Here is a 26706-nt window from a genome sequence, read left to right on the forward strand (position 1 = left end):
TTTCGCTATTTGATAGAATTCCTGAAATAAGAGATGCTGAGTTTCATAAATCGTGCAGATGAAGGGGGCGTGATGGACAGGGTGATTGCGGCGCAGGTATATCTGCGCATTTGCGAACTGGGAAGCCTCAGCGCCGCGGCGCGCGCGCTGGGGATGTCGCGCCCGATGGTCAGCCGCTATCTGGAACAGATGGAGAGCTGGGCCGGCGCCCGGCTGATCCATCGCTCAACCCGGCGGCTGACGCTGACCCCGGCGGGGGAGAAGGTGTTGCTCAAGACCCGCGGGTTGACGCGGATCGCCGATGAAATCGCCGGCGAGCGCCAGCGGGCCGACCCCAGCGGCACGCTGCGGGTGGCGTGCGCGCATTTTACCGCGATGCAGCTGATCTCCCCGCTGCTGCCGGACTTTCTCGCTCGCTATCCGCTGTTGCGCCTGGAGCTGGATATCAATAACCATCCGGTCAGCCTGATCGGCGAGCGCATCGACGTGGCCATTCGCATTACCGATAATCCGGAGGCCGGGGCTATCGCTCGCCGTCTCGGCGTGTGCCGGTCGCTACTCTGCGCTGCGCCGCGCTGGCTCCGCCAGCATGGTCCGCTGACGACGCTTGACGATCTGCAACAGCATAACTGCCTGTTATACAGCCATTTTGCCGGCCAGCGCTGGCAGTTCAGCGATGCGCAGGGGCAGGAGGCGTCGGTGTCGGTGAACGGTAATCTGAGCGCGGGGATCTCTTCCTTGCTGCTGGAGGCGGCGGTCGCCGGGTGCGGCATCGCGATGCTCCCCGAACTGGAGGCGCGGGGCGCGATTGCCAGCGGCGCGCTGGAGGTGGTGCTGCCTGACTGGACGCCGAAGGCGCTGAGCGTTTACGGCATCTATCTTTCCCGCGACTATCAGCCCGATGGGCTGCCGCTGTTTCTGGATGCGCTGCAGCGACGTCTGGGGGAAACGCTCGCCGATGCCTGAGCAGCGGCGTCGCCTTCAGCGGCAATACCGGCGGGCGGCGGCCCTGCCGGTGAGCTGACGATAAGACTTACTCGTTGCCCCACTGATTGAGGAAGTTAGCGATATCGTCAATACGGCGCTCGTCAATGGCCGCCTCGCGGGCCATCTCCTGCTGCGCTTCTTCGTCGATCTCTTCGTTATTGGTTAACCGCGCAATCAGCAGCTGAAAATAGCGCGCCAGCGCATCGCGTTCCTCATCCTTAACCGGGGCAGCCGCTTCGGTCTCGTATTCGTCCACGATGTCATAAAATTTCAGGGGGATGTCATTACTCATCTGTCGTCCTCAGGATTGGCGTCAGGGCCGGGGTTAGCGCACAGCGGCGGGCGAGTATCATAGCATGCGGCCGGTAGGCTGCAGGAGAGGAAAAATCGCCGCGCCGGCGAGGCGAGAGGGCAGATACCGATCCCCGGGGAGCGGAAGGTAAAACCGGCGCGCGATGTCGCACGCCGGTCTGCCGGGAGGCTTAGACTACCCCGTCCCCACCGTCAGAGCACCAAACCTGGCCGGAGGTATAAGAGCAGGCATCGGATGCCAGGGTGACGTACAGCGGGGCGATCTCGACCGGCTGTCCCGGACGCCCCATCGGCGTGTCCTTCCCGAACTGTTTCACTTTCTCGTCCGGCTGACCGCCGCTGGACTGCAGTACCGTCCAGTAAGGGCCTGGCGCCACGGCGTTAACGCGAATGCCACGTTTTGCCACCTGTTTGGCCAGCGATTTGGTGAAGATCGCCAGGCAGGCTTTGGTCTGGGCGTAATCGAGCAGGATCGGACTGGGTTTATAGGCCTGCACCGAGGTGGTGTTGATGATCGCGCTCCCGGCCTGGAGATGGGGCAGCGCGGCGCGGGTGATCCAGAACGGCGCGTAGACATTGGTTTTAAAGGTGGCGTCAAAGTCTTCGGTGGTGAGCTCCTCGAGAGTCTCACAATATTGCTGACGCCCGGCGTTATTGACCAGGATGCTCAGGCCACCCAGCTGTTCCACCGCATCGGCCACCAGCGACTGACAGAAGGACTCGGAGCGAATATCCCCCGGCAGGGCCACCGCGGTGCGGCCTTCGGCTTTAATCAGGGCGATGACTTCATCGGCATCCTCTTGCTCTTCCGGCAGATAGCTTATGGCGACATCGGCCCCTTCGCGGGCAAAGGCGATCGCCACCGCGCGGCCAATGCCGGAGTCACCGCCGGTAATGAGCGCTTTCTTACCGGCCAGCCGCCCGGTGCCGGTGTAGCTGGTTTCCCCATGGTCCGGTGACGGCTCCATTTCCGCATCCAGACCCGGCGGGTTTTGTTCTTGCTCCGGGAACTCCGGACGTGGAGCCGTCTCTTCTGGCAACATGGAGGTGGGTAATTTCTTCATTGGCGGTTTTTCATCTTGCATAGTCATCTCCTTCAGACAGAACGGGCCAGCTGTAAGGATAGGTCAGGTTCCCCCATCGCCAGACCCCGGGTGACTCGCCCAGGGCCAGTGAATGCCCGGGAAAAGAGGTACTGTTATTCCTTAACCGACTGATCCCCGGCGTATTTAAGTGAATAGCGCTGCGTTAATATCGCTGGGGTGAAATTAGGATTATTCCATCAATATTTAACGTGGCTGGGCTATTTTTCTCCCCGGGAAAAATTTTTTAAAGACGGAGAGGAAGACGCGTCGTGAAAAAGGGAATATTAAGTTAACCCGCTACGCATGGCTAATAACGCCATGCCTCTTAGGTGGTATTTTTTGTAAGGGTGGCTGTCCGGGAGTGGAAGAAATATTTATTCATCACTTTATTTTCATTTGTTTACAAACGAGGATCGCTGTCCGCAGAACAGACCATAATGGGCATATAATCCAAAGCGAAGAAGGGGTTGCGGAAAGAATAATTTTTAGTGCCGCTTCGCTGTGGTTAATTTATTTATTGGTAACGCTGATTAATGGCCGGAATTAATTTGACTCCTGCGGGTATTCCTCTAGTGTTAGATATCGAGGGCGATGATTTGTAACAGGGTCATTTTCCATTTACCAACCGATATTGATCAAACCAAAGGTGAACATTATGGCAGAGCATAGAGGCGGTTCAGGTAATTTTGCAGAAGATCGTGAAAAAGCATCCGAAGCCGGGCGTAAAGGTGGACAGCACAGCGGCGGGAACTTTAAAAATGATCCTGAGCGTGCATCCGAAGCCGGTAAAAAGGGTGGTAAGAACAGTCATGGCGGCGGCCGTAAAGCCGGCGACAGCTAGCGACTGATGACCCGTGACGCCGTTTCGACGGCGTCAGGACAGAAACCTGTGGGCCTGGCGGTCCGCAGGTTTCTGTTTATTTGCGAACGCTTTCCTTCACCCATCGTCTATTGTCCGCGACGGAAGAAAAGGAGCAGGATAATTAAATTATAGCAACCTTAATTATTAAGCGCTGTTTACCGCAGCGGCAATGTGCCGGCGAAGCGGTAAGGGCGAGTAAATGACGGCACTGTTTTTATGGCTGTGGAAAGGGAAGATATTGCAGCCGGGTATTAACCGCCGCATGCCAGGGGGTGGGCAGCAACACATCCGCTTGCTAAATATTGTTCAGATCTAAGGTAATAAAATGAAACTGACGCCGGTATTTATTAAGCGTTGTCATCTTGTGGCCGCCGTTATGTGGGTGGGTCTGGCGATACCCTCGTTAATCTGGTGGAAAGACAGCGTCCTGTGGGTCATTCTCATCAGTATTTACGCTAATATTGTTGGGCATTTATCCGGATATAGCGCAGCGCGAGCTGACCAGGCGGCGGAAGAGAATGAAGATTCCCCGTCAAAATAAAAAATTAATGATCAGAGGTGTATATGACGGATAGTGAAAATTACCATAACTGGCTTCGCGATGCCCATGCCATGGAAAAACAGGCCGAGTCACTGCTTATGGCCACCGTCAGACGCCTCGATAATGAACCGCAATTACGGACCCGCCTTGAACAACATCTCTATGAAACCCGTCGGCAACTGTCGGCCCTGCAGGACCTTATCGCCCGCAACCACATTTCCCGCTCGGCGCTGAAGGATGCGATGAGCCGGGTCGCAGCCCTGGGCCAGACTATTGGCATCATGCTGCCCGGCGATGAGCTCATTAAACTGATTATCACCGCCTACGTTTTTGCCCATTTTGAGGTCGCCTGCTATACCGCTTTATTAACGGCGGCGAAGCGAGTGGGAGACCATAGCGCGATGCCTACTCTGGAAGGGATCCTTGCCGAAGAGAGAGGGATGGCTGACTGGCTGCTGCATCATCTGCCGGCGCTGACCGGGCAATATCTGATGCATAACAATCTGCCCGGCGTTGAGGCCGGACAATAAGCCGCCGGAGTCAAATATGGTTAAGCGCCACACCATCGCGCTGCTCGCCACTGAGAAAGCGGTTCCGCTGAAATTAACCGCCAGGCAGCAGGCGCTGGTGGACGCGGTGGCGAACAGGGCCCCTCCTGCAGAGCCCGATCCCGTATCGCCTGTCGGCAAAGCAGACGTCAGGAACAGGAGGGCGCGCTGAGGAAGCTGACAGTGGCGGGCAGAACGCAAGGTGATAGTAATGCAACAGGAAGAGTGGTTTCACAGAGCGGTCATCTATCAGGTGGACAGTTCTCTGTTTTACGATGCCAACGGCGATGGGTTTGGCGATCTTGCCGGTATCCGCCAAAAGCTGCACTACATTCGTAGTCTGGGGGCGACGGTGCTCTGGCTGACCCCTTTCTATCTCACCCCATTGCAGGATGATGGCTATGATATCAGCGACCATCTGCAGCCCGATCCCCGCTTCGGGACCATCGCCGACGTGATTGAGCTGATTGCCCGCGCCCGGGAGCTGGGACTGCGGGTGATCGTTGAGCTGGTTATCCAGCACACCTCCGCCCGGCACCCGTGGTTTCAGGCGGCGCGACGCGATCCCCGCTCGCCGTGGCGGCCATACTATCTTTGGGCCGATCGGCCGCCGGAGAACGACGATCCGCCCATGTTTCCCGGCGTCGAGGAGAGCGTCTGGAGCTGGGACGACCAGGCCGGACAATACTATCGTCACATGTTTTATCGGCATGAGCCCGACCTGAATCTCGCTCATCCGCCGGTGATCGCCGAAATTGAAAACATCATCACCTTCTGGCTGCAGGCCGGGGTGTCAGGATTTCGCCTCGATGCGGCGTCACATCTGGTGAAGCAGGCCGGGAAGGGCGAAGAGGCGCGGGGCTACCCGCTGCTGACGCATCTTCGCCAGGTCGTGCAGCGCCTCAACCCCGACGCGATACTGCTGGGTGAAGTGGACGTGGAGGTGGAAGCGTATCGCCATTATTTCGGCCGCGGCGATCGGCTGCAGATGGTGCTCAATTTCTGGCTTAATAAATACCTCTATGTCAGCCTGGCGCAGCAGCGCGCCACCCCGGTGGTGAAGGCGCTGCAGGCGATGGTGGCCCCGCCGGACGGATGCTGCTTCGTCAACTGGCTGCGTAACCATGATGAACTGGACCTGGAGGGGATTGGCGAACGCAACAAGCGCCAGGTTATCCGTACCTTTGCCCCGGATAAATCGATGTCGGTTTACCAGCGCGGCGTGCGCCGGCGGCTGGCGCCGATGCTGGGTGGCGATACCCGACGCATCGCGCTGGCCCATGCTATCCTGCTGGCGCTGCCTGGCGTGCCGGTGATGCGCTATGGCGACGAGATTGGTATGGGCGACGATCTGCGCTTACCGGAGCGCTACGCGGTCCGAACGCCGATGCAGTGGTCGGCGGCGCCCAACGGCGGCTTCTCCCGGGCGGCGCGGGAGGATTTGCCGGTAAAACCGGTGGCCAGCGGACGGTTTCGCTACCAGCGGATCAATGTCGAAGCGGCGCTGCGCCACCCCCGCTCGCTACTGCATCGGGTGCGCAATATGGTGCTGGCGCGCACGGAATATACTGAACCGGGATCCATCCCTTTTACCCTCCTTGCGGTGAAGCCTGCCGCGGTGCTGGCCTTGTGCTATCGCAGCGAATCGCGGGAGGTGCTGATGCTGGCGAACTGCGGCCAGCAGGCGGTAGAGGTCCAGCTCCCGCCGCTGGCCGAGGGCTACTGGAGCCCGATTCTGGAAGATAAGTTCTACCAGGACGGGCTGCGCGGCGGGAAAGAGGCGCGGCTGGCGCTCTCAGGGTATGGCTACCGCTGGTTCAGCCGCAGTTTGCCTTAGCGCCGTCTCCCCGGTCGGCGGAACAACGCGCGCAGGGCCATCGTCGCCACCGCCACGCCGACGCCGGCAGCCACTTTTCCCGGGAGATCGGCGCTGATGGTCACTGCTTTACGCCGCGCGCCCTCGTTAAAAGGGCCGTGTCCGGGATGATTGCCGCGCACCGGCGTGAACAGGTCGTCCTGGTGCTCTGCCGGCTTCGGCTGGCCGGTAAACTGTCCCTCCCACGCTTTCTTCACCATCAGCCGATCGAGCAGACGAGGGAAGAAGACCTGGCCGAGGATCGACTGGATGGTGCTTTTCCCCACCCACAGCTCGTTCACCGGCCGCTGGATCACGCTGTAGATAGCCTCGGCGGCGACCTCCGGCTGATAGACCGGCGGTACCGGCTGCATGGCCTGATCCATTTTGTTGCGCGCCCAGCCAAACTGAGCGGTGTTCATCCCCGGCAGCTGGACCATGGTCAACTGGATGTGGCTTTTCTCATGCATCAGCTCGGTGCGCACGGCATCGGTGAAGCCGCGAATGGCCGCTTTGGCTCCGCAATAGGCCGACTGCAGGGGGATCGAGCGCCAGGCCAGCGCCGATCCAGCCTGAATAATCACCCCCCGATCCCGGGGCGTCATCACCTCCAGCGCCGCGCGGGTGCCGTTGACATAGCCGAGATAGGTCACCTCCGTCACCCGGCGAAATTCGTCGTCGCTCATCTGACGAAAGGGCGCCAGCACGGTGGTCATGGCGTTGTTGATCCAGACGTCTATGGCACCGAGGGTGGCTTCCACCTCGGCGGCGGCGCGCTGCACAGCCCCGGCATCGGCAACATCGGCGCTAATCGCCAGCGTTTTGACGCCAAACCGTTCGCAGGCCTGCTGCGTCTCCTGCAGACCCGTTTCATCGCGGGCGATCAGCGCCACGTGATACCCTGCGCGGGCGAAACGCAGCGCGGTGGCTTTTCCTGCCCCGGCGGTTCCGCCGGTAATAACCATCACGGACATAGTGACCTCATTCATTTTTTCGCTATCGTAAATTTAAGCTGCACGGATCGAATAATTATTAAGCACCAATAACAATGGTGAGGTGGGAAATATCCTGGAATAAGCGCAGTGTGAATCAGGCGACATATCCTGATGACTCTGGCCTGTTTCTGCATAAGCAGGCGTTGAGGTTCTATAATCTGTAAGGTCCCTGACAACCCGCGAGGAGGAAAAATGTTGACATTAAACACGCGTAGCGTTGAAAAAGAAGAGGATGACGCCACCCGCGCCCCGGAATCGGGGGATAAACAACCGGAGCGCGATAAATAGCTATTCCGGTGTTATTCCTGTTGCGGAATAATGGATATCTGGCCGTTACGTTCGAGAATAGCGAATTTGATCGCTTTCAGTTCATAAATCCCATGGTGCTGCCTGGCCGCCAGCAGGATATCATCGACAGAAATATTGACGAGCTTGATTTTCTCATCGATGACAGCACCATTTTCCACCACGATAACCGGCGTGCCATCAAGGAAATTTTCCGCCTGGGCAAATTTTTTCTTAATATAACCAAATAAAATATCAATACTGACCAGGGTGACGATAGTCAGCATCGAACCGGTGACGGAATAGTCTGTGCTGAGCATCGCCTGCTGGGTAGCTTCGCTGATAATCAGCAGCAATATCAGGTCAAAATTCGTTAACTGCATCAGGGTTCGTCTGCCGGCAATCTTGAAAATAATCAGCAATATCAGATAGATTTCTGCGGCTCTAAGGACCATTTCCATCGCGACTCCTACGGATAGACAAACTGCTGCCAGCTGACGGCAGGGCGATCGTTGACGGCCGCCTGCAGGGAGAGCGTGCCTATGGTTTTGGGGGTAATCGCTAACCACACCGAGAGCGGCGAGCGGCTGGTCGTCCGCTGATACACCAGATATAATTTCCCGTCGGCACTGTACATTTTATCCGGCTGCGGGCGGATATCGCCAAGCTGGTAGCGAGTTAATAACGTGGCGGCGAAGCTGATCGTGGTGTCATTTTCCTGGGTGGGTTTGATCTGAATATTCAGTTCGGTTTCACTCATCAGTCTGGCATAACGCTGGTAATCGACGATTAATTCACCTCCGGCGCTTTCCCGGTGCGCCTCACTGAAATAACCAGAGGACCACAGGCCGCTTAACGCGGTAAGGATAATGAGGCTGAGTGCAATTATCCCATAGCGCCTGAAGCGATATTCAAAGCGGAGGGCTCGTTCATTTTCGTCGACGATAGGACAAGGCTGTTGATTCTCAATCATTATTATTTTCCCCGCGTTTCGTTTCGGCATCAGCGCAACGATAAGGACATTCTTATATTAGACGATATCAGAACAATTGACTTTGTAAAAATGGCCAGCCTCAGCCAGGCTTTATTCTGTTCATCAGCAAAAACAAGGAGGCATGATGAAAAAATTAGCCTTGGCCATGGCCTGTTTGTTTGCCGCCGCTGTCGCGCAAGCGGACGATAAGGGCGGTTTTAGCCAGGATGTCGCGCCGCCGCCGCCGCACAAACTGGATGACGGCTATCGCGGCGTCGAGGAGGGGCGGATCATGACCGTTGAGCAGGCGAAAACCATGCACGACGGCGCCACGATTTCGCTGCGCGGCAATCTGCTGACCCGGCAGGGAGATGACCGTTATCAGTTTCGCGATAAAAGCGGCACCATCACCGCCATTATTCCGGTTGCCGCGTTTAATGAACAGCATGTAGAGCCTGACGATCTGGTCAGTATTAACGGTAGCCTTGATCGCAAAATGACGCCGCCGGTAGTGCGTATCGATCGCCTGCTCAAACAGTCGCCTAAATAAGGGGAGCTTGCCGGTATGAGCATAACATCTCACCCGCACGGCGAGGAGCGCGGGAAGCATCCTGCGCGCGAGGCGCCGGGCGAACAGGGCGAAGTGCCGCGTAAACGGGACGACAGCGAGGATGACAAAACCGATCCTTATCATCCTCACGATGGCCGTTAGCGTCACCCGCAACGGGTACTTTTCGGGAACGCCGGGGTGGCGGGCCGCAGAATAGACGCAGGTTCGGCATCAGGCACTATACTTTTTGTTCGACATCATCACAGGAGGAGTCATATGGCGATTCATAAGAAAGGGCTGGCGCACTGGGAAGGCGATCTCAAGCATGGCAAAGGCACCGTGTCGACGGAGAGCGGGGCGCTGAGCCAGCAGCCCTACGGCTTTAACACCCGTTTTGAAGGGGTGAAAGGCACCAACCCCGAGGAGCTGATCGGCGCCGCGCATGCCGCCTGCTTCTCGATGGCTCTGTCGCTGATGCTCAGCGAAGAGGGCTATACCGCGACGTCCATCGACACCACCGCGGTGGTCACCCTCAATAAAACCGACGGCGGGTTTGCGATAACCGACATCGCGCTGCAAAGCCAGATTGTCCTGCCGGGCGTCGCGCCGGCGGCGTTCGATGAGATCATCCAGAAAGCGAAGGCCGGCTGCCCGGTATCGCAGGTGCTGAAAGCCAATATCACCCTCGACTACCAGCTGAATCCGTAAGCTGTCGTGCCCGCACTCTGCGGGCACCGTTCCCGCGATCTCTCTCCCCGCCACTGCCTCCGCTGCGCAATAGTGGTATCTTTGGTCCTTTCGCAAACGTAAAGGACTCCATCATGATCGGCATTCGCGGGATGATCGAGGCGCAGGTGCTCGGCCTGACCGGCATGGCGCTAAAAGAGATTGATTTTGAACAGCCCAAAGGGGAGCCGGGGCTGTTTGGTCCGCAATCAGCCATCTGGCAGGTGCATGGCGATTTTACCTCTATGTTGTGCGGCGGCATTAGCGCGCTGCTGCTGCAGATGCTGCATCCCCTGGCGCTGGCCGGCGTCTGGGACCACTCCCGTTTTCGCGAGGATATCTTTGGCCGCCTGCGCCGCACCAGTCAGTTTATCTCCGCCACCACCTTTGCCGCCACCCCTGACGCGGAGCGGCTGATCGCCAAAGTGCAGGGGATCCATCAGCGGATCGCCGGGGTGGATAAGGACGGCACGCCGTATCAGGCAAGCGACCCGGCGCTGTTGACCTGGGTGCATGTCGCCGAGTGCAGCCGCTTTATGGCCTCCCACCTGCGCTATAAGCGCACGGTGGTCAGCGTCCAGCGCCAGGAGGACTATTTTCGCGAGTCGGCGGAGATCGCTCGCCGGCTGGGGGCCGAGGATATTCCCCGGACGCCGAATGAGGTCGCGGACTATCTTGAGGCGATGCGCCCGCAGCTGCGCTGTGACGAACGTACCCGGGAGGTGGCCGAGGTGCTGCTCACCACCCGTCTGCCGGGTCGCCTGAGTCAGCCGGTTGGCCAGGTGATGATGCGGGCCGGGATCGATCTTCTGCCGCCATGGGCGCAGGAGATGCTGGGACTGTCGCTGACGCCGCTGCAGCGGCGCACGACGCATCTGATGGTGCAGGCTATCGCCCGCGTGCTGCGCGCCTCGGTACGCAACGGCGCCTGGCATTGCGCCATGCGCCGGATGGCAGAGGCGTGATTCAGCCCGCCTCGCTCAGGTGCCGGGCAATCAGCGCCTCCAGGCTACCGTCCGCTCGCCATTCGTTCAACGCGTCGTTCACCGCGCTAAAGCGGGCCACGTCTTCCCGGGCGACGCAGATGGCCTGCTGGATCTCGGTAAAATTATCCGCCAGGACCCGCACCCCCGGATGGCGGCGCGCTGTCGCCTCCAGTGGCTGACGGATGCCGGCGACCATATCCCCTTCACCGGCGAGGAAGGCGTCGATGGCCTCCTGCGAGGAGGGGAGACGATTCAGGCTGGCGTGCTGCAGATGGCGGGTTAGCCACAGATCGTAGGCGGCGTTTTGCCCGACGTTAATCGTGGTTGCCGGGCGATCCATATCGGCCACGCTCTGGCAGGGCGAACCGGCTCTCACCAGCGCGGTTCCCTGGATGGTGATATAGGGAGAGGTAAAGCGCAGGGTCGCCTCCCGTGCCGGATCGATGGCCAGAAAGGCAATATCCCAGCGTTCGCCGCCGGCGTCGGCCACCACTTTACCGGCGGCAGGATAGGTGACGAACTCGGCGGCGACGCCCCAGCGCTTCGCCAGTCGATGGCTGAGCTCGGGGGTAATGCCTGTCGGCACGCCCCTTTCGCCAGGATGGGCCAGTACCGCATTGCCCAGATTAATGGCAAAACGCAGCCGGGAGGGTGTGATATCTGACATCGCTGACTCCTGTGGTGGCTAAGAGAAGGCGGCCCGACCTGTCGGCGCCAGTGATAAGATAGTCCATCCGCGCGCGGTTGTAACTCTCCGGCCACACTTTCAGAATCTATTCATTAACGACCGCAGCGAATTCGTTAAACCGCAAGGCAATGGCTTTTATATTGTTAAGCATAAACTTAGCTTGTCAGTTTATTCTTCCCGCTCACTGAGGGAGAGAAATAATGACACAACATAATTTTGAAAATGATAATAAATATCATCAGCGTTCGGAGCAGGCGCGAAAGAGTACCCTGGTTAGCGTGGTGGTCAATATTTTTCTCTCCGCGTTGCAGATTGCGGTGGGAATATTCTCGGGTTCCCAGGGGTTAATTGCCGATGGAATGCACTCTTTTTCCGATCTGCTCGCCGATGGCGTTGTGCTGGTGGCGAATAAAAAGAGTCGCCGGCCCTCTGACCACGATCACCATTATGGCCACTGGCGCTATGAGAACGGCGCCTCTCTGATCCTCGGCGCGATCCTGGCGCTGGTCGGGGTCGGTATGCTGTGGTCTGCAGCGGGTCATCTCGCGCAACCGCAGACGATTGCGCCGGTGCACAGCGTGGCGCTGTGGATGGCGCTGACGGCGCTGGTGGTCAAAGAGGGACTGTTTCGCTATATGCTGGCGGCCGCCAGGCGGCTGAACTCCTCGTTGCTCATCGCCAACGCCTGGCATGCCCGCTCGGACGCCGCGTCATCCCTGGTAGTGGCGCTGGGGATTATCGGTAATCTGGCCGGGTTTGCCTGGTTCGATCCGCTCGCCGCGCTGGCGGTGGGGCTGGTGATTACGCGGATGGGCTATCGTTTCGCCGCCACCGCGCTGCACGATTTAATGGACCGCGCCGTCGATGAAGAGACGCAGCGGGCGATCGCCGGCACGCTGCGGGCCACGCCGGGCGTAGCGGGTCTGCACGATTTGAAAACCCGTAAGGCGGGGGATCTGGTGCTGGTGGATGTCCATCTCGAGGTGGCGGGAGAGCTGTCGGTAGCCGAAGGGCATCAGATTGCCCGGCAGGCGCGGGCGCGGGTCATAGCGCACCATCCGGTGCTCAATGTGATGGTGCATCTCGATCCCAGCGCGGCGGTTGCCGGTTCGCCGGGGGAGGCAAACTGTCTGACGTCATAAGCGGAAAACAGACTGGCTCAGCGGTTATTTAACCTCTGAGCCATTATTCCTCGCGCCACCCGTTCGCACTTTGATTGCCCGAACGATAAATAAGGCTCATACTGAGCCGGCCATGACCATCGCTAAATTATGGCGCAGATCTGCCCGTTGCAGTTAACGATAAAATAAACCAATCGGTTCATCGATACTCTCTATTTTTTATTTAGAGATAATAACCAGAGCGGTAATTCAGGAAGTCAGACAATGATCATTCGGCCAGAACAACACTGGTTTCTTCGCCTATTTGACTGGCACGGCTCCGTGCTGTCAAAAATCATCTTTCGTCTGCTGCTTAATGTGCTGATGTCCATCATCGCCATTATCAGCTATCAATGGTACGCGCAGTGGGGGATCCACTTAACGGTGGCGCCGTTCAGCCTGCTGGGGATCGCGATAGCGATTTTCCTCGGCTTTCGCAACAGCGCCAGCTACAGCCGCTTCGTCGAGGCGCGCAATCTGTGGGGGACGGTGCTTATCGCCGAACGTACGCTGGTTCGCCAGTTGCGCAATATCCTGCCGGCCGAACACGATGCCCATCGCCGCATCGTCAGCTATCTGGTGGCTTTTAGCTGGAGCCTGAAGCATCAGCTGCGCAAAACCGATCCGACGGCTGACCTGCGGCGGTTGCTGCCGGCGGACCAGGTGGCGGAGATCCTCGCCAGCTCAATGCCTACCAACCGGATCCTGCTGCTGGTCGGCAACGAAATCGGCCAGCTGCGCGAGGCGGGCAAGCTTAGCGACATCACCTATGGGCTGATGGACAACAAACTCGATGAGCTGGCGCACGTGCTGGGCGGCTGCGAAAGGCTGGCCAGCACCCCGGTGCCGTTCGCCTATACCCTGATCCTACAGCGCACCGTGTATCTGTTCTGCACGCTGCTGCCGTTCGCCCTGGTCGGGGATCTGCACTACATGACGCCGTTTGTCTCGGTCTTTATCTCCTACACCTTTTTGTCGTGGGATTCACTGGCGGAAGAGCTGGAGGATCCCTTCGGCACCGCCGCCAACGACCTGCCGCTGAACGCGATGTGCAATACCATTGAGCGCAATCTGCTCGACATGACCGGTCAACATCCGCTGCCGGAGACGCTGCGTCCGGACCGGTACTTCAACCTGACCTGAGCCCCTGCGCACCGGGCAGTTTCCGCTGCCCGGTCATCACTTTCCCGCGCCCATGCGACCCGCCGCGCGGAGGGGGCGATAAAAGCAAAATTTGCAAATAAGTTAAATTTAACACCCGATAGATAACATCAATTATACAGATTTGTGGTGTATGTTATTATTCGGTTAACAAACGCAGTACCTACGCTTTCCCATCGTACTATCCTTGAGAAACAGCATTCTTATCAGGTGACGCCGCGCACACCACGCCTCGTCGCCGGGGTCGTCGCACGCTTTTTTTCCGCCGGCGGCGGCCAGAACAGAGCAGCAGGAGTAAAAAGATGACCAATAAAAGACGCGCGGTTCCCGGTGTTCACCCTTATGACGGTCCGGCAGGCGGGTGGGGCGCGTTGAAGGCGACGGCCATCGCCGTGCGTACCCAGATGGATGCCTTTGAAGCGCCCGCCACGCTGCTGCGAACCAACCAGCCTGACGGCTTCGATTGCCCGGGCTGCGCCTGGCCGGATAAAGAGCATAAATCCACTTTTCAGTTTTGCGAAAACGGCGCCAAAGCTGTGACCTGGGAGGCGACCACCAAACGGGTGACGCCAGCGTTCCTCGCGGCTAACACCGTGACCTCCCTGCTGGCGAAAAGCGATTTTGAACTGGAGGGCTATGGCCGCTTAACCCATCCTTTGGTTTACGACCGCGCCAGCGACACGCTGCGCCCGGTGGCGTGGGAAGAGGCTTTCGCCCGTATCGGCGAGATCCTTCGCGGCCTGCAGCCGGATGAAGTTGAATTCTACACCTCCGGACGGGCCTCCAATGAAGCGGCATGGCTGTTTCAGCTGTTTGCCCGCGAGTATGGCACCAATAACTTTCCCGACTGCTCTAACATGTGCCATGAATCCACCAGCGTGGGCCTGCCGCAGTCGATCGGCATTGGCAAAGGCACCGTTTCCCTCGACGACTTTGACCAGACCGAGCTGGTGATCTCTATCGGCCATAATCCGGGCACCAACCATCCGCGGATGATGGGCACCCTGCATGAGCTTTCCCGCCGCGGCGTGCCGATTATCGTTTTTAATCCGCTGCGTGAGCGGGCGCTGGAGCGTTTTGCCGACCCGCAGAACGTGATGGAGATGGCGACATATCGCTCGACGCCGATCGCCTCGACCTACTACCAGGTGCGGGCCGGCGGCGACGCGGCGGCGCTGAAAGGGATCGCCAAAGCGCTGCTGCAGCTGGAGGAGGAGCAGGGCCAGGTGCTCGACCACGCGTTTATTGCGCAACATACCCAGGGGTTCGCCGCCTTCGCCGAGGATCTGCACGCCACCCGCTGGCAGGACATTGAGCAGGAGTCCGGCCTGACGCGCGAGTCGCTGACCCAGGTCGCCGTGGCCTACGCCAAATCCAGGGCCACCATCGTCACCTACGGCATGGGGATCACTCAGCATAATAAAGGCACTTCCAACGTCCGGCTGATTGCCGACCTGCTGCTGATGCGCGGCAATATCGGCAAGCCGGGGGCCGGCATCTGTCCGCTGCGCGGCCACTCTAACGTGCAGGGAAACCGCACCGTTGGGATCAGCGAAAAACCTTCCGCGGCCTTCCTCGACAGCCTGCAGCGGGTGATGGGGATCACGCCGCCGCGGCATCATGGTCACGATGCGGTGAAGGCGCTGGAGGCCATGATCGCCGGCGACGCCAAAGCCCTGATCTGCCTCGGGGGCAACTTCGCCGTGGCGATGCCGGATCACGAACGCGCCTTCCCGGCGATGCGCGGCCTTGAGCTCAGCGTGCACGTCGGCACCAAGCTCAACCGCTCGCACCTGCTGACGGCGAAAGAGACCTTTATTCTGCCGTGCCTTGGCCGCACCGAGCTTGACCTGCAGGCCAGCGGTCGACAGTCGATCACCGTCGAGGATTCGATGTCGATGGTGCATGCCTCGTCAGGCAAGCTAAAGCCCGCCTCGCCGACGCTGCGTTCGGAGCCGGCGATTGTCGCCGGTCTGGCGAAGGCCACTCTGCCGGCCAGCAAAGTGGACTGGCTGTATCTGGTGGAAGATTACGACCGTATTCGGGAGCTGATCGAACAGACCATTCCGGGGTTCGAGAAATATAACCAGCGCATTCGCCACCCCGGGGGCTTTCGCATGCCGCTGCCGCCGACCGAGCGCATCTGGCCTACCGCCACCGGCAAAGCCATGTTCTCGGTTTTCAAAGGTGTGCATGAGAACGTGGTGGTGGAGGGCGAGGAGGTGATGCGCTTAGTGACCCTGCGCAGCCACGACCAGTACAACACCACCATCTACGCTATGGATGACCGCTACCGCGGCGTCTTCGGCCGCCGCGACGTGCTGTTTATGAACGAGCAGGATATGGCCGACCAGGGTCTGGAGCATGGCGATCGGGTCGATATCCACACTGCGCTGCCGGGCAGCTCGCTGACGCTCAGAGATATCACGGTGGTGGCCTACGGCATCGCGCCCGGCACCGTCGGCGCCTATTATCCGGAAGCCAACGTGCTGGTGCCGCTGAACTATCTGGATGAAGAGAGCGGAACGCCCTCCTATAAGTCGGTCCCTGTCCGCCTGACGCTGCGCTCGAAAGAGATCCGCCCGCTGTCCGGTGTGCGTTAAAGAAGGAGGGCGTTGGGCGGCGTCGCGCCGTCCTGCGCCCGTCGCCCCCTCGTCTCCTCGCTTGAATTTATCGGTTATGAAACTAACATTCTGGTAACCTGTGCGCGGCCCCGGGGGTGAACGGCGGGGTTCAAACGGGAAAAAGAATGGACATTAAGCAACTCAAATATTTGATCGCGCTCGATCAGACGCGCCATTTTGGCCAGGCGGCGGCAGCCTGCCATATTACCCAGCCGACCCTCTCCATGCGCATTCGTAATCTGGAAGAGGAGCTGAACCTGACCCTTATCCAGCGCGGCCAGCGCTTCGAGGGTTTTACCCCGGAGGGGGAGCGGATCCTGGCCTGGGCGCGGGCGGTGCTTGCCGCCCATGACGGTCTGGCGGCGGAGGCGGCCATTTGTCGCGGACAGATGGTCGGTCAACTGCGGGTTGGCATGGTGCCGCTGGCGAGCCTCAATCCGATGCAGCTGATTAAACCTCTCGCAGAGAAATACCCGGCGCTGCAGTTCAGCCTGCTGTCAATGACCTCGGAGCAGATTATCGATGGCGTCAGCCGCAACCAGCTGGACCTGGGGATCTGTTACCTGCAGCATCTGGATGAACGTCTGTTTAAGATCGCCCGGCTGCCGCAAACCCGGATGGGACTGTTGCACGATAAACGCCATTTCGACTTCAGCGACGGGACGCCGGGGTGGGATACGCTGGCGACGCTGCCCCTTGGCTTTCTGACCAAGGGAATGTACTACCGGGAATCCATTGAAATCAGCTTTAAGGCCAAAGGGCTAACGCCGAAGTCTGTCTTTGAAAGCGATTCGACGTTTCAGATTATCCAGGCGGTGCAGGCGGGGATCTGCTGCGCCATCATGCCGCTCAACAACGGCCTGGAAGCCCTCAGCGACAATCTTGACATCCTGCCCATCGCCGAAAGCCAGGTCGATTCGCAGCTGGCGCTGATTATGCGCCAGCAGGAGCCGGTCTCGACCCTGGCGGAAAAATGCTTCGCCGAGGCGCAGGGGATTTTTGGCTGAGGCCAGCCTCAGATATTTTCCAGTCGAATGCCCCGGGTTCTCGGCCCGAAGATCCCCACCGACAGCATCACCATCAGCATACTGACGACGATAAAGCTAATCACCCCCGGCGTACCGGCATATTGCAGAATAATGCCGATCAGGATGCTGGTCACTGCGGTCGAGAGCCGGCTGAACGAGTAGCAGAAGCCGACGGCGCGGGCGCGAATATGGGTCGGGAAGACCTCGGCCTGGTAGGCGTGGTAGCTGATGGTCAGCCAGGCGTTGGACCAGGTGATCATAAACCCGCAGATCACCAGCAGAACCGGACTGTTCTGCAGGGCAAACAGGGTGCCGAAGATGACGGTCATCAGCGCGGAGAGAACGATCTGCCATTTGTTCTCAAAGCGATGCACGAAGCGGGTGCAGAACAGGCAGCCCAGCGGATAGGCGAGGGTGATAAAGAAGGCGTACAGCAGACTGTGGGTAATGCTGGCACCCTGGCCGGAGAGCAATGCCGGCAACCAGTTGCCAAAGCCGAAGAAACCGATCGCCTGGAAGAAATTCATCACCATCAGCATCAGGGTGCGCTGCCGATACTGTGGCGCCCAGATTTCGCGGAAGGTGCCGCGTTTGACGACGCTCTCCGCCGCCTGCGCATGCTTCGGCGACGGCGTCAGGCCGCAGCGGGCTTCCATCGCGCACATCACCGCATGCGCCTCATCATGCCGCCCTTTGGTTTCCAGCCAGCGGGCTGACTCCGGCAGTTTTTTGCGGATAAACCAGATCGCCAGCGAGAACAGCGCGCCGAAGATGATCACCCAGCGCCAGCCGCTGAGGCCGAAGAGGGTGGTTGGCACCAATATCCAGGACATCAGCGCCACCGCCGGAACCGACAGAAACTGGATAAAGAAGGCAAAGGCGAAGGCTTTATTGCGCAGGTGGGTAGGGACCCATTCGCTGAGGTAAGTATCAATGGTCACCAGCTCAATGCCGAGGCCGATCCCTACCAGAAAGCGGAAGAAGATCACCCCTTCCGCGCTGCTCTGGGTCGCCATCAGCAGCGAGAAAAAGCCGTACCAGGCGAGCGCCACCATAAAGGTCAGCCGGCGTCCCAGCTTGTCCGCCAGCGGCGCCAGCAGGCTCGCGCCGATAAACAGCCCCATAAAGGTGGCGGAGGCAAAGGCCGCCTGATCGGCGATGCCAAAGATCCCCGCCGCGCCGGTGTGGAAAATACCCTCCGCCAGCAGGCCCGCGCTGATGTACCCGGTCTGGAACAAGTCGTAGAGCTCGAAGAAGCCGCCGAGAGAGAGCAGGGTGATAAACGACCATAACCCGAAGGAGGCGGGCAACGCGTCAATGCGTCCGGTTAAGCTGGCGTGCGGTTGTCCTGGCGAAGCATAGGGCGTTTCGCCGAGAACCTGGGTGGTAGACATGGTGTTGTGTTCCTCAGGAAGAATGGTTTGCCTGCTAATGTTAAGTGATTGTTAATAGTTTTAAATTTTTAATCTTCAGCGTTAACGGCAATCTTTAGCGCAAGATCGTGCCGGACAGGAGGAAAGTTGAGATTTATGCTGCTTTTCGCCGCACGCCAGGGGAAGAATTGAAGTAAATCACCGTGGACGGCAATGTTCCCCGCCTGGCGTTATCGCGCTGCCCAGGGCCCGGGCCAGACAGAGTAAACGAATCCTCACCGGCGGCGTTTTCCCGCTTTACCCGCTATTACGCCGGGCTATAATGTGCCCACTTTCATACAGGAGTCATGCGTTGGACAGTCATCCTTATTGTTTTTCTCCGGCAAGCTAACGCGACTGTTTTCGCTGCTTGCCGAACCGGCGGGCAGCAATCTTTGATTATCGGATTGCCTCCCTTAATGTAGTGATTCGCGACCGTACGCGAGAGGCACCGTTATGTTTCTGTTTCCCACCAGCTTATTTCCTCCACCATCACCCGCCCGCTAATTGCCCGGCGCGGCTGAGCGCGACATCAATAATTTTTGGCTTTCTGTTATCTGGAGGAAGGCGCGATGGTATTTCCTTATATGACACATTTACTTGCGGCGATGCTGCTGGGAGCGCTGATCGGCGCGGAAAGACAGTGGCGGCAACGTATGGCCGGCTTGCGGACCAATGCGCTGGTGGCCACCGGCGCGGCGGTGTTTATTCTTAGCGCGATGTCGGCGTCGCCGGACAGCCCCGGGCGCATTGCGGCGCAGATCGTCTCCGGTATCGGCTTCCTTGGGGCGGGAGTGATTATGCGCGATGGCATGAACGTTCGCGGCCTCAATACCGCCGCCACCCTGTGGTGCTCGGCCGGTATCGGTGTCCTCTGCGGCCTGGGACAGTTCTGGAACGCGACGGCGGCGACGCTGATTATTCTGTGCGCTAATATCCTGCTCCGCGAAGCGGCGCAGCGCATTCATGCCTTGCCGGGCGCCGGAGACGAAGAGAAACGCTATATCTTGCGCGTCACCTGTTTACGCGAGCATGAAAAAGCCGTGCGTCAGCTGCTGCTGAATATTGCTCAGCAGCAGAGGTTCACCCTGCAGGGGCTGCAGTCGGCGGCGGCAGATACGGCGGATCAGCTGGAGATTTGCGCGGAGCTGATTAGCCATAAGCAGCATCACAAAACGCTGGCGCAGATTATGGCGCAGGTGGCCGGCCAGCAGAACGTCACCTCGGTACACTGGCGCGTCGGAGAAGCGTAGAGACAGGCGGCGGGGCAGCAGACATGGCCGCTCGCCGCGCGATTCGCCAACCTGCGGGAAAGCGGCTAGAATGGCCTCCTGCCGGAGGTTATAAGAATGTTAAATAATGGATGTGTGTCGTCGGGATCTGGCCAGACTATGACGACGGCTGATTTTCGCTTTACCCGCGTGATGGCCGAGCAGGCGGCGCGTGCCCGTCTGACGCTGGACGACGATCAGCTGTCGCTCATCGCCCGCCTCGACGCCCTGGGCCAGCAGCTGTTGTCCGCGCCCGGCACGCCGCAGGGACTGTACGTTTGGGGACGCACCGGGCGAGGGAAAAGCTTTATTCTCGACCACTTTTTTGCCAGCCTGCCGCTCGCCGCCAGACGTCGGGTCCATTTTCATCACTTCTTCCGCGATCTGCATCAGCGGCTGAATGCCCCCGGCGCGCCCGGCCTGCAGGCGGTGATGATGCAGATGACCTCCGGCTGCCGCCTGCTGTGCTTTGACGAATTTCATCTTCACGACCCCGGCGACGCCATGCTGATAAAGGCGCTGCTGGAACACCTTTTTCAACGGGGCATCGTGCTGCTGGCAACCTCTAACTACCCGCCGGAGATGCTGCTGCCTAATCCGCTGTATCACGATCGCTTTTTACCGTCGATCGCGCTGATCCGCGCCCACCTGGCGGTCGTCGCGCTTAACGGCGAGGAAGATTATCGCGAACGGCACCTGAGCCAGGATAACGCCTTCTGCAGCGGGCGGCTATGGGTTAACCCGAGCGAACAACAGCGTCAGCTGTACGATCTGCCCTCGCTGCCTGCCGAACCGGTTCCGCTGGCGGTAGGCTATCGCACGCTGCAGGCGGCCGCGGCGTCACCCGACTTGCTCCATTTCTCTTTTGCCCAACTCTGCCAGGCTGCCACGGCGGTGATGGACTATCTGGCGCTCAGCGAACGTTATGCCGTCTGGTTGCTGGACGAGGTGCCGCCGCTGGCCACGGTAGGGCCGGCGGCCCAGCAGCGCTTTATCAACCTGATTGATGTGATGTATGAAAAGCAGATCCGCCTGCTGCTGGTGACCCGCTGCGACCTGGAGACGCTGGTGGCCGGGGTGGAACTGGAGGATATTCAGCGAACGCGGAGCCGCCTGCAACAGCTGCCGCGGGCGGTATAAAAAAACGCCCCGGCGGGTGCCGGGGCGAGGGGATCACAGGTCGAAACGGTCGAGGTTCATAACCTTGGTCCAGGCGGCGACAAAGTCATGCACCAGCTTCTGCTGCCCGTCGGCGCAGGCGTAGACTTCCGCCAGCGCGCGCAGGACCGAGTTGGAGCCAAACACCAGATCCACGCGGGTGGCGCTGTACTTCGCTTCGCCGGTTTTACGGTCGCTGCCGGTAAACAGCTCCGCCCGATCATCGGCCGCTTTCCAGACGGTGGCCATATCCAGCAGGTTGACGAAGAAGTCATTGCTGAGCACGCCGACGCGGTCGGTAAACACCCCGTGTTTGCTGCCGTCGTAGTTGGCGCCCAGCACGCGCAGTCCACCCACCAGAACTGTCATCTCCGGAGCGGTTAAGGTCAGCTGCTGCGCTTTATCGATCAGCAGCGTTTCCGTCGACACACCGCCCTCGATGCGACGGTAGTTGCGGAAGCCATCCGCCAGCGGCTGCAGCAGGTCAAACGACTCGACGTCGGTCTGCTCAGGCAGGGCGTCGACGCGGCCTGGAGTAAACGGCACGTTGACGCTGACGCCGGCCGCCGCCGCCGCCTGCTCCACGCCGACCACGCCAGCCAGCACGATGATATCGGCCAGTGACGCTTTGCCGGAGGCGCGCTGAATCGCCTGCAGGGTCGGCAGCACCCGACTGGCGATAGCATTGACCGGCCAGTCTTTCTGCGGGGCCAGCGCCAGACGCGCGCCGTTGGCGCCGCCGCGCTTATCACCGCCGCGGAAGGTGGAGGCGGAGGCCCAGGCGACCGACACCAGCTCACTCACCGACAGGCCGGCGCCGGCGATGGCGGTTTTCAGGCTGGCGATGTCGTCCGCGCTCGGCTGATGGGTCGCAGCCGGCAACGGATCCTGCCAAATGAGATCTTCTTTCGGCACTTCCGGCCCGAGGTAACGGGATTTCGGCCCCATATCGCGGTGGGTCAGCTTGAACCACGCTCGGGCGAACGCCTCGTTAAAGGCCTGCGGATCGTTGAGGAAGCGACGGGAGATCTTCTCAAACTCCGGGTCGAAGCGCAGGGTCAGGTCGGTGACCAGCATGGTCGGTTTGCGCTTTTTACCCGGGTTAAACGGATCCGGGATAATTTCCGGCGCGTCTTTGGCTTCGAACTGGATAGCGCCCGCCGGGCTGCGGGTCTGCACCCATTCGTATTTGAACAGGTTCTCGAAAAAGTAGTTGCTCCACTGGGTAGGCGTCTGCGTCCAGACCACTTCCAGACCGGAGGTGATGGCATCCGCGCCTGCGCCGCTGCCGTAGCTGGAGTGCCAGCCCAGACCCTGAGCTTCCAGCGGGGCGGCTTCCGGCTCGGCGCCGACGTGGCTGGTCTCGGCTGCGCCGTGGGTTTTACCCAGGGTGTGGCCGCCGGCGATCAGCGCGACAATCTCTTCATCGTCCATCGCCATATTGCCGAAGGTGGCGCGAATGGCCGCCGCGGCGGACAGCGGCTCGCCGCTGGCGTTAGGGCCTTCCGGGTTAACGTAGATCAGCCCCATTTCAGTGGCGCCGATGGCCTGTTTCGCCAGGCTTTCCGGGTGACGGTGGGCCAGCCACTCTTTCTCATCGCCCCAGTCGACGTCCAGATCCGGTTCCCAGACATCTTCACGGCCGGCGCCGAAGCCAAAGGTGCGGAAGCCGGCGTTTTCCAGCGCCACGTTACCCGCCAGCATGTAAAGATCGGCCCAGGAGATTTTCTGGCCATATTTCTGTTTCACCGGCCACAGCAGACGGCGGGCTTTATCGAGGCTGACGTTGTCAGGCCAGGAGTTCAGCGGCGCAAAGCGCTGCTGTCCACGACCCGCGCCGCCGCGACCGTCAACGGTGCGGTAGGTGCCGGCGCCGTGCCAGGCCATACGAATAAACAGACCGATATAGCTGCCCCAGTCTGCCGGCCACCACTCTTGCGAATCGGTCAGCAGCGCTCTGAGGTCAGCCTTCAGCGCGGAGTAATCGAGCTTTTTAAACTCTTCCCTGTAGTTAAAATCCTCACCCAACGGGTTGGAACGACTGGAGTGCTGGTTTAGCAGATCGACACGCAGCTGGTTAGGCCACCAGTCTCGGTTGCCGGTGCCGCTGCCGGCGCTCTGCTTGGGCGTCTCGGCGTGGAAAGGGCACTTTCCGGCGGATGCGTTGTTGGATGGGTCGTTAGACGTGCTCATATCAGGCTCCGTTTGCTTTTGTGAATGCCGTTACGATATACACTGCTACCAATAAGCGATATTTGAATGAGTCTACGGATTTAATAGCTAATTCCGTTCAACGAAGGGCGAAACACCCTCTTATATGCCCTGGCGGTCCAGGGGTAAAAAATAAACCTCATCATTAACCATAGTCGTAACGAGACGGCAAAGGAAACGATCTGTGTCAAACGGGCAGAAGGAATGCTAATTGTTTGAGATATGACAATTTTACTATGAGAAAAGGATGAGGGTTTTCCGCTGCGCGAGCGTAACGAATGCCCGACGCAGGGGTTGTTGGCAAACGCAGAATAAGCTAATACTTAGACACCATGTGACTGGCGCTAAAGACAGAATACTGTTGGGGAGCATGGTCAACGTCGCCGCGCGCCTGGGCATTACCGCTATCTGGAGATAAGTTATGCCTGAATTAGCTTCTTTAATGGCCTTTGCCGCGGTGGCGCTGGGGTTAGTGTTAACCCCTGGCCCCAATATGATGTATCTCACTTCGCGTTCGATTTGCCAGGGAAAACGCGCTGGCTTTATCTCCCTTGCCGGGGTGGCCGTGGGTTTTTTCTTCTATATGTTGTGTGCCGCTTTCGGCATTACCGCGTTGGTTTTCGCGGTCCCTTATGCCTACGATGCATTGCGTTTGTGCGGGGTCGCTTATTTGCTCTATCTGGCGTGGCAGGCAATTAAACCGGGAGGGCGGCCGATATTCGCGGTGCGCGACTTACCCGCCGACAGTGGGCGTAAGCTGTTTCTGATGGGATTTATCACCAGCCTGGCGAACCCCAAAGTTGCCATCCTGTATTTGTCCCTGCTGCCGCAATTTATCACCCCCGGACTCGGCAGCGTGCTCAGCCAGTCGTTGATATTAGGCTGTACCCAGGTATTAATCAGCGTGGCGGTGAACGGCCTGATTATCTTGCTGGCCGGGCAGGTGGCGCTTTTTCTTGGTCGGCGGCCGGTCTGGCAACAATTTCAACGCTGGCTGATGGCGACGGTACTGGCCGGGATGGCGGTTAAGATCGCTTTTGAGGCCAGAAAATAACCGGGTTTACCGGGGAAAGGGGAGCCAGCGAGACCTGTCGCTGGCCAACCTCGCGCCCTGATGCCTTTCTCCCACTGCGCAAGGCTCTCCACGCTCTAACATGCTGAAACATTTCTGCCAGATCATTAGCAACCTTTCAGTAGGGCTAACGCCGCGATAAGGCTATGCTTCCCGGCCGTTACGCCGTTGGTTTTTCCCGTGATCCAGGTGATGTACCGCTAATGCCCCTTTTGAGAGATGAAATTCGCGACCACTCCGCGGAAGAGATGCTGTTTATCCGCCGGGCCGCAATCGCCTTTCTGCTGGTGGTGGTCTGCTTTGGCGTGCTGATTTTCAACCTCTACCATCTGCAGGTGGAGCAGCACGATTTCTACCAGACCCGCTCCAACCAAAACGATATCAAAATGCTGCCCATCGCCCCCAGCCGCGGGCTGATATTCGATCGCAACGGCATTCCGCTGGTACAGAATATTACCCTGTATCGCCTGCAGGTGATCCCGAGCAAAATTCCCGATATGGCCGCGCTGCTGCAAAGCCTGACGCCGATTGTCGACCTGACGCCGGACGACATCGCCAGTTTCCGCGACGATATGCACCACAGCAGCCGCTATAAAGCGGTTACCCTCAAGTCCGACCTCAGCGACGTGGAGGTGGCCCGCTTCGCGGTCAACGAATTCCGTTTCCCCGGGGTGACGGTGGAGAGCTACCAGCAGCGTGAATACCCCTACGGCGCAGAGCTGGCGCACGTGGTGGGCTATGTGTCGAAAATCAACGACAGCGACCTGCAGCGGCTGGCGAAAGACGGCGAAGAGGAGAACTATGCTGCCGACCACAATATCGGCAAGCAGGGGATCGAAGGGTATTACGAAAAAGCGCTCCACGGCACCACCGGCTACCAGGAGGTGGAGGTGGATAACCACGGCCGGGTGGTACGTCTGCTGAAAGAGGTACCGCCGGTGGCCGGGAAAAACCTCTACCTGACCCTTGACCTGCACCTGCAGCAGTATATTGAGTCGGTGCTGAAGGGGCAGCGCGCGGCGGTGGTGGTGGTCGATCCTCGTGATGGCGGGGTACTGGCGATGGTCTCCAGCCCCAGCTACGATCCTAACCCGTTCGTCAAAGGCATCGGCTATCAGGCCTATAAATCGCTGCTGGATAACCCCGACCGACCGTTAATCAACCGTGTCACCCAGGGGCTGTATCCCCCGGCCTCGACGGTGAAGCCCTATATGGCGCTCTCGGCGCTCTCCGCGGGCGTGATCACGCCGAATACCACCTTCTTCGGGGCGCCGACGTGGACGCTGCCGGGCACGCAACGCCGCTATCGCGACTGGCTGAAAACCGGCCACGGCATGCTCAACGTCACCAAAGCCATTGAAGAGTCCGCAGACACCTTTTTCTACCAGGTTGCCTTCGAGATGGGTATCGACCGGATCCATGAGTGGCTGAGCAAGTTCGGCTACGGCCAGTCTACCGGCATCGATCTCAATGAGGAGTATGCCGGGGTGCTGCCGAGCCGGGCGTGGAAGCAGCGGGTGCATAAAAAGCCCTGGTATCAGGGGGATACCATCTCCGTCGGCATCGGCCAGGGATACTGGATCGCCACTCCCATCCAGATGGTGAAAGCGCTCACCACGCTGCTGAACAACGGCAAGGTGCAGGATCCGCATCTGCTCTATTCGATGAAGCAGGGCAATCATGTGGAACGTTATCAGCAGCCGGCGAACCTGCCGCAGGTCGGCGATCCGAAATCCCCGTACTGGGGCATTGTGCGCAACGGCATGTATGGGATGGCGAATCTGCCCAACGGCACCGGCTATAAACTGTTCCATACCGCGCCGTATCAGATTGCGGCAAAGTCCGGGACCTCGCAGGTGTTCAGTCTGAAGCAAAACCAGACCTATAACGCCAAAATGATCCCGGTGCGTCTGCGCGACCACATTTTCTATACCCTGTTTGCCCCTTATCAGCATCCGAAGGTGGCGATGGCGCTGATCCTGGAGAACGGCGGCGGGGACGGGGTGGTGGCCGGACCGACGGCGCGCGCCATCCTGGACCATATTTTTGTCCCGCAGCAGGCGCCGGCGGCGGCCGCCGACGTGCCGCAGCGGGAGAGCGCGGACGCCCAGTAAGCGGCAGGACTTATTCCGCAGGCGCATCGTTCATAGAAATTGGTTATTTGTCCCCTTATCTTCCCGGCGGCATAGTATTTTTAAGGAACATGACGAGTGAGG

General features: G+C 59.3%; 26 protein-coding genes and 1 riboswitch. Of the genes, 18 read left to right on the forward strand and 8 right to left on the reverse strand.

Annotated elements, in window-relative coordinates:
• Positions 1-72 precede the first annotated feature (72 nt).
• Positions 73-966, forward strand: a complete 894-nt coding sequence (locus L2I46_RS21220) for a LysR family transcriptional regulator (RefSeq protein ID WP_044523447.1) — start codon at positions 73-75, stop codon at positions 964-966.
• A 67-nt stretch (positions 967-1033) separates the two neighbouring features.
• Here the strand turns inward: L2I46_RS21220 and L2I46_RS21225 are convergent, their stop codons facing one another.
• Both L2I46_RS21225 and L2I46_RS21230 read right to left on the reverse strand, forming a co-directional pair.
• On the reverse strand, positions 1034-1279 hold the full coding sequence (locus L2I46_RS21225) for a YmjA family protein (protein ID WP_004202643.1): 246 nt from the start codon (positions 1277-1279) through the stop codon (positions 1034-1036).
• Between the two features lie 190 nt (positions 1280-1469).
• A complete protein-coding gene (locus L2I46_RS21230; protein WP_023289828.1) occupies positions 1470-2384 on the reverse strand; it encodes an SDR family oxidoreductase in 915 nt (304 codons plus the stop codon).
• Positions 2385-3039: 655 nt separating this feature from the next.
• On the opposite strand from L2I46_RS21230, the gene L2I46_RS21235 reads away from it, so the two are divergent.
• The 5 genes from L2I46_RS21235 to L2I46_RS21255 all read left to right on the forward strand — a co-directional run bounded on the left by L2I46_RS21235 (position 3040) and on the right by L2I46_RS21255 (position 6172).
• Positions 3040-3225: a general stress protein gene (locus L2I46_RS21235; RefSeq protein WP_008804757.1), complete on the forward strand. Its 186-nt coding sequence runs from the start codon at positions 3040-3042 to the stop codon at positions 3223-3225.
• Positions 3226-3571: 346 nt separating this feature from the next.
• A complete protein-coding gene (locus tag L2I46_RS21240) occupies positions 3572-3787 on the forward strand; it encodes a hypothetical protein (protein ID WP_004202641.1) in 216 nt (71 codons plus the stop codon).
• 23 nt (positions 3788-3810) lie between these two features.
• Positions 3811-4317 carry a ferritin-like domain-containing protein gene (locus L2I46_RS21245; RefSeq protein ID WP_236948207.1) on the forward strand — a complete coding sequence of 169 codons (507 nt, stop codon included), beginning with the start codon at positions 3811-3813 and terminating at the stop codon, positions 4315-4317.
• Positions 4318-4333: 16 nt separating this feature from the next.
• Complete coding sequence (locus tag L2I46_RS21250; RefSeq protein WP_048297585.1) at positions 4334-4507, forward strand: hypothetical protein; 174 nt, start codon at positions 4334-4336, stop codon at positions 4505-4507.
• Between the two features lie 39 nt (positions 4508-4546).
• Positions 4547-6172, forward strand: a complete 1626-nt coding sequence (locus L2I46_RS21255) for an alpha-amylase family protein (protein ID WP_110212321.1) — start codon at positions 4547-4549, stop codon at positions 6170-6172.
• Here L2I46_RS21255 and L2I46_RS21260 read toward each other — a convergent pair.
• The 3 genes from L2I46_RS21260 to L2I46_RS21270 all read right to left on the reverse strand — a co-directional run bounded on the left by L2I46_RS21260 (position 6169) and on the right by L2I46_RS21270 (position 8443).
• Positions 6169-7164, reverse strand: a complete 996-nt coding sequence (locus L2I46_RS21260) for an SDR family oxidoreductase (RefSeq protein WP_085551086.1) — start codon at positions 7162-7164, stop codon at positions 6169-6171. The two genes, L2I46_RS21255 and L2I46_RS21260, sit on opposite strands and share 4 nt — an antisense overlap.
• Before the next feature lie 320 nt (positions 7165-7484).
• On the reverse strand, positions 7485-7931 hold the full coding sequence (locus tag L2I46_RS21265; protein ID WP_214632702.1) for a DUF421 domain-containing protein: 447 nt from the start codon (positions 7929-7931) through the stop codon (positions 7485-7487).
• 8 nt (positions 7932-7939) lie between these two features.
• Positions 7940-8443, reverse strand: a complete 504-nt coding sequence (locus tag L2I46_RS21270; protein ID WP_044523438.1) for a hypothetical protein — start codon at positions 8441-8443, stop codon at positions 7940-7942.
• A gap of 145 nt (positions 8444-8588) precedes the next feature.
• On the opposite strand from L2I46_RS21270, the gene L2I46_RS21275 reads away from it, so the two are divergent.
• The 4 genes from L2I46_RS21275 to L2I46_RS21290 all read left to right on the forward strand — a co-directional run bounded on the left by L2I46_RS21275 (position 8589) and on the right by L2I46_RS21290 (position 10684).
• Positions 8589-8993: a YdeI family stress tolerance OB fold protein gene (locus L2I46_RS21275; RefSeq protein ID WP_236948213.1), complete on the forward strand. Its 405-nt coding sequence runs from the start codon at positions 8589-8591 to the stop codon at positions 8991-8993.
• A gap of 15 nt (positions 8994-9008) precedes the next feature.
• Positions 9009-9155 carry a hypothetical protein gene (locus L2I46_RS21280; protein ID WP_180812791.1) on the forward strand — a complete coding sequence of 49 codons (147 nt, stop codon included), beginning with the start codon at positions 9009-9011 and terminating at the stop codon, positions 9153-9155.
• A 114-nt stretch (positions 9156-9269) separates the two neighbouring features.
• Positions 9270-9701, forward strand: a complete 432-nt coding sequence (locus L2I46_RS21285; RefSeq protein ID WP_004202630.1) for an OsmC family protein — start codon at positions 9270-9272, stop codon at positions 9699-9701.
• A 113-nt stretch (positions 9702-9814) separates the two neighbouring features.
• On the forward strand, positions 9815-10684 hold the full coding sequence (locus tag L2I46_RS21290; RefSeq protein ID WP_236948208.1) for an oxygenase MpaB family protein: 870 nt from the start codon (positions 9815-9817) through the stop codon (positions 10682-10684).
• Position 10685: 1 nt separating this feature from the next.
• On the opposite strand, the gene L2I46_RS21295 is transcribed toward L2I46_RS21290, so the two are convergent.
• A complete protein-coding gene (locus tag L2I46_RS21295; protein WP_110212326.1) occupies positions 10686-11372 on the reverse strand; it encodes an ABC transporter substrate-binding protein in 687 nt (228 codons plus the stop codon).
• A gap of 221 nt (positions 11373-11593) precedes the next feature.
• Between L2I46_RS21295 and L2I46_RS21300 the strand changes: the two genes are divergently transcribed.
• The 4 genes from L2I46_RS21300 to L2I46_RS21315 all read left to right on the forward strand — a co-directional run bounded on the left by L2I46_RS21300 (position 11594) and on the right by L2I46_RS21315 (position 17345).
• Entirely contained in the window at positions 11594-12535 is a 942-nt protein-coding gene (locus L2I46_RS21300; RefSeq protein ID WP_121936034.1) for a cation diffusion facilitator family transporter, read from the forward strand.
• Between the two features lie 243 nt (positions 12536-12778).
• Positions 12779-13696, forward strand: coding sequence for a bestrophin family protein (locus L2I46_RS21305; RefSeq protein WP_117132240.1), 918 nt, complete (start codon positions 12779-12781; stop codon positions 13694-13696).
• A 320-nt stretch (positions 13697-14016) separates the two neighbouring features.
• A complete protein-coding gene (locus L2I46_RS21310) occupies positions 14017-16317 on the forward strand; it encodes an FdhF/YdeP family oxidoreductase (RefSeq protein WP_032452976.1) in 2301 nt (766 codons plus the stop codon).
• 146 nt (positions 16318-16463) lie between these two features.
• The gene (locus L2I46_RS21315) at positions 16464-17345 is read left to right on the forward strand and encodes a LysR family transcriptional regulator (protein ID WP_023289814.1); all 882 of its coding nucleotides are present in this window, start codon (positions 16464-16466) and stop codon (positions 17343-17345) included.
• 8 nt (positions 17346-17353) lie between these two features.
• Here L2I46_RS21315 and L2I46_RS21320 read toward each other — a convergent pair whose 3' ends face one another.
• Positions 17354-18760 carry an MFS transporter gene (locus L2I46_RS21320; RefSeq protein ID WP_044523425.1) on the reverse strand — a complete coding sequence of 469 codons (1407 nt, stop codon included), beginning with the start codon at positions 18758-18760 and terminating at the stop codon, positions 17354-17356.
• Between the two features lie 590 nt (positions 18761-19350).
• Between L2I46_RS21320 and L2I46_RS21325 the strand changes: the two genes are divergently transcribed.
• Positions 19351-20031, forward strand: a complete 681-nt coding sequence (locus tag L2I46_RS21325; RefSeq protein ID WP_032452970.1) for an MgtC family protein — start codon at positions 19351-19353, stop codon at positions 20029-20031.
• 96 nt (positions 20032-20127) lie between these two features.
• Entirely contained in the window at positions 20128-21189 is a 1062-nt protein-coding gene (gene zapE / locus L2I46_RS21330; RefSeq protein WP_236948209.1) for a cell division protein ZapE, read from the forward strand.
• 33 nt (positions 21190-21222) lie between these two features.
• Here zapE and katG read toward each other — a convergent pair whose 3' ends face one another.
• On the reverse strand, positions 21223-23400 hold the full coding sequence (katG, locus tag L2I46_RS21335) for a catalase/peroxidase HPI (protein WP_044523422.1): 2178 nt from the start codon (positions 23398-23400) through the stop codon (positions 21223-21225).
• Between the two features lie 342 nt (positions 23401-23742).
• Positions 23743-23822: riboswitch (ZMP/ZTP riboswitch) on the forward strand.
• Positions 23823-23839: 17 nt separating this feature from the next.
• Here katG and L2I46_RS21340 point away from each other — a divergent pair.
• Entirely contained in the window at positions 23840-24472 is a 633-nt protein-coding gene (locus L2I46_RS21340; protein ID WP_236948210.1) for a LysE family translocator, read from the forward strand.
• 221 nt (positions 24473-24693) lie between these two features.
• Complete coding sequence (mrdA, locus tag L2I46_RS21345) at positions 24694-26604, forward strand: penicillin-binding protein 2 (RefSeq protein ID WP_032452966.1); 1911 nt, start codon at positions 24694-24696, stop codon at positions 26602-26604.
• The last annotated feature ends 102 nt before the right edge of the window (positions 26605-26706 follow it).

It is taken from the genome of Klebsiella sp. 2019SCSN059 (genome assembly GCF_021739525.1).
Taxonomy (GTDB): domain Bacteria; phylum Pseudomonadota; class Gammaproteobacteria; order Enterobacterales; family Enterobacteriaceae; genus Klebsiella; species Klebsiella quasipneumoniae.

Coding starts and splice junctions, on each gene's coding strand:
- L2I46_RS21320 (WP_044523425.1), bottom strand. CDS start 18,760: ATGTCTACCACCCAGGTTCTCGGCGAAACGCCCTATGCTTCGCCAGGA.
- L2I46_RS21300 (WP_121936034.1), top strand. CDS start 11,594: ATGACACAACATAATTTTGAAAATGATAATAAATATCATCAGCGTTCG.
- L2I46_RS21260 (WP_085551086.1), bottom strand. CDS start 7,164: ATGTCCGTGATGGTTATTACCGGCGGAACCGCCGGGGCAGGAAAAGCC.
- L2I46_RS21245 (WP_236948207.1), top strand. CDS start 3,811: ATGACGGATAGTGAAAATTACCATAACTGGCTTCGCGATGCCCATGCC.
- L2I46_RS21310 (WP_032452976.1), top strand. CDS start 14,017: ATGACCAATAAAAGACGCGCGGTTCCCGGTGTTCACCCTTATGACGGT.
- L2I46_RS21275 (WP_236948213.1), top strand. CDS start 8,589: ATGAAAAAATTAGCCTTGGCCATGGCCTGTTTGTTTGCCGCCGCTGTC.
- L2I46_RS21265 (WP_214632702.1), bottom strand. CDS start 7,931: ATGGAAATGGTCCTTAGAGCCGCAGAAATCTATCTGATATTGCTGATT.
- L2I46_RS21240 (WP_004202641.1), top strand. CDS start 3,572: ATGAAACTGACGCCGGTATTTATTAAGCGTTGTCATCTTGTGGCCGCC.
- zapE (WP_236948209.1), top strand. CDS start 20,128: ATGTTAAATAATGGATGTGTGTCGTCGGGATCTGGCCAGACTATGACG.
- L2I46_RS21285 (WP_004202630.1), top strand. CDS start 9,270: ATGGCGATTCATAAGAAAGGGCTGGCGCACTGGGAAGGCGATCTCAAG.
- L2I46_RS21255 (WP_110212321.1), top strand. CDS start 4,547: ATGCAACAGGAAGAGTGGTTTCACAGAGCGGTCATCTATCAGGTGGAC.
- L2I46_RS21225 (WP_004202643.1), bottom strand. CDS start 1,279: ATGAGTAATGACATCCCCCTGAAATTTTATGACATCGTGGACGAATAC.
- L2I46_RS21305 (WP_117132240.1), top strand. CDS start 12,779: ATGATCATTCGGCCAGAACAACACTGGTTTCTTCGCCTATTTGACTGG.
- L2I46_RS21340 (WP_236948210.1), top strand. CDS start 23,840: ATGCCTGAATTAGCTTCTTTAATGGCCTTTGCCGCGGTGGCGCTGGGG.
- L2I46_RS21220 (WP_044523447.1), top strand. CDS start 73: ATGGACAGGGTGATTGCGGCGCAGGTATATCTGCGCATTTGCGAACTG.
- L2I46_RS21325 (WP_032452970.1), top strand. CDS start 19,351: ATGGTATTTCCTTATATGACACATTTACTTGCGGCGATGCTGCTGGGA.
- L2I46_RS21315 (WP_023289814.1), top strand. CDS start 16,464: ATGGACATTAAGCAACTCAAATATTTGATCGCGCTCGATCAGACGCGC.
- L2I46_RS21295 (WP_110212326.1), bottom strand. CDS start 11,372: ATGTCAGATATCACACCCTCCCGGCTGCGTTTTGCCATTAATCTGGGC.
- L2I46_RS21290 (WP_236948208.1), top strand. CDS start 9,815: ATGATCGGCATTCGCGGGATGATCGAGGCGCAGGTGCTCGGCCTGACC.
- L2I46_RS21280 (WP_180812791.1), top strand. CDS start 9,009: ATGAGCATAACATCTCACCCGCACGGCGAGGAGCGCGGGAAGCATCCT.
- L2I46_RS21270 (WP_044523438.1), bottom strand. CDS start 8,443: ATGATTGAGAATCAACAGCCTTGTCCTATCGTCGACGAAAATGAACGA.
- mrdA (WP_032452966.1), top strand. CDS start 24,694: ATGCCCCTTTTGAGAGATGAAATTCGCGACCACTCCGCGGAAGAGATG.
- L2I46_RS21250 (WP_048297585.1), top strand. CDS start 4,334: ATGGTTAAGCGCCACACCATCGCGCTGCTCGCCACTGAGAAAGCGGTT.
- katG (WP_044523422.1), bottom strand. CDS start 23,400: ATGAGCACGTCTAACGACCCATCCAACAACGCATCCGCCGGAAAGTGC.
- L2I46_RS21235 (WP_008804757.1), top strand. CDS start 3,040: ATGGCAGAGCATAGAGGCGGTTCAGGTAATTTTGCAGAAGATCGTGAA.
- L2I46_RS21230 (WP_023289828.1), bottom strand. CDS start 2,384: ATGCAAGATGAAAAACCGCCAATGAAGAAATTACCCACCTCCATGTTG.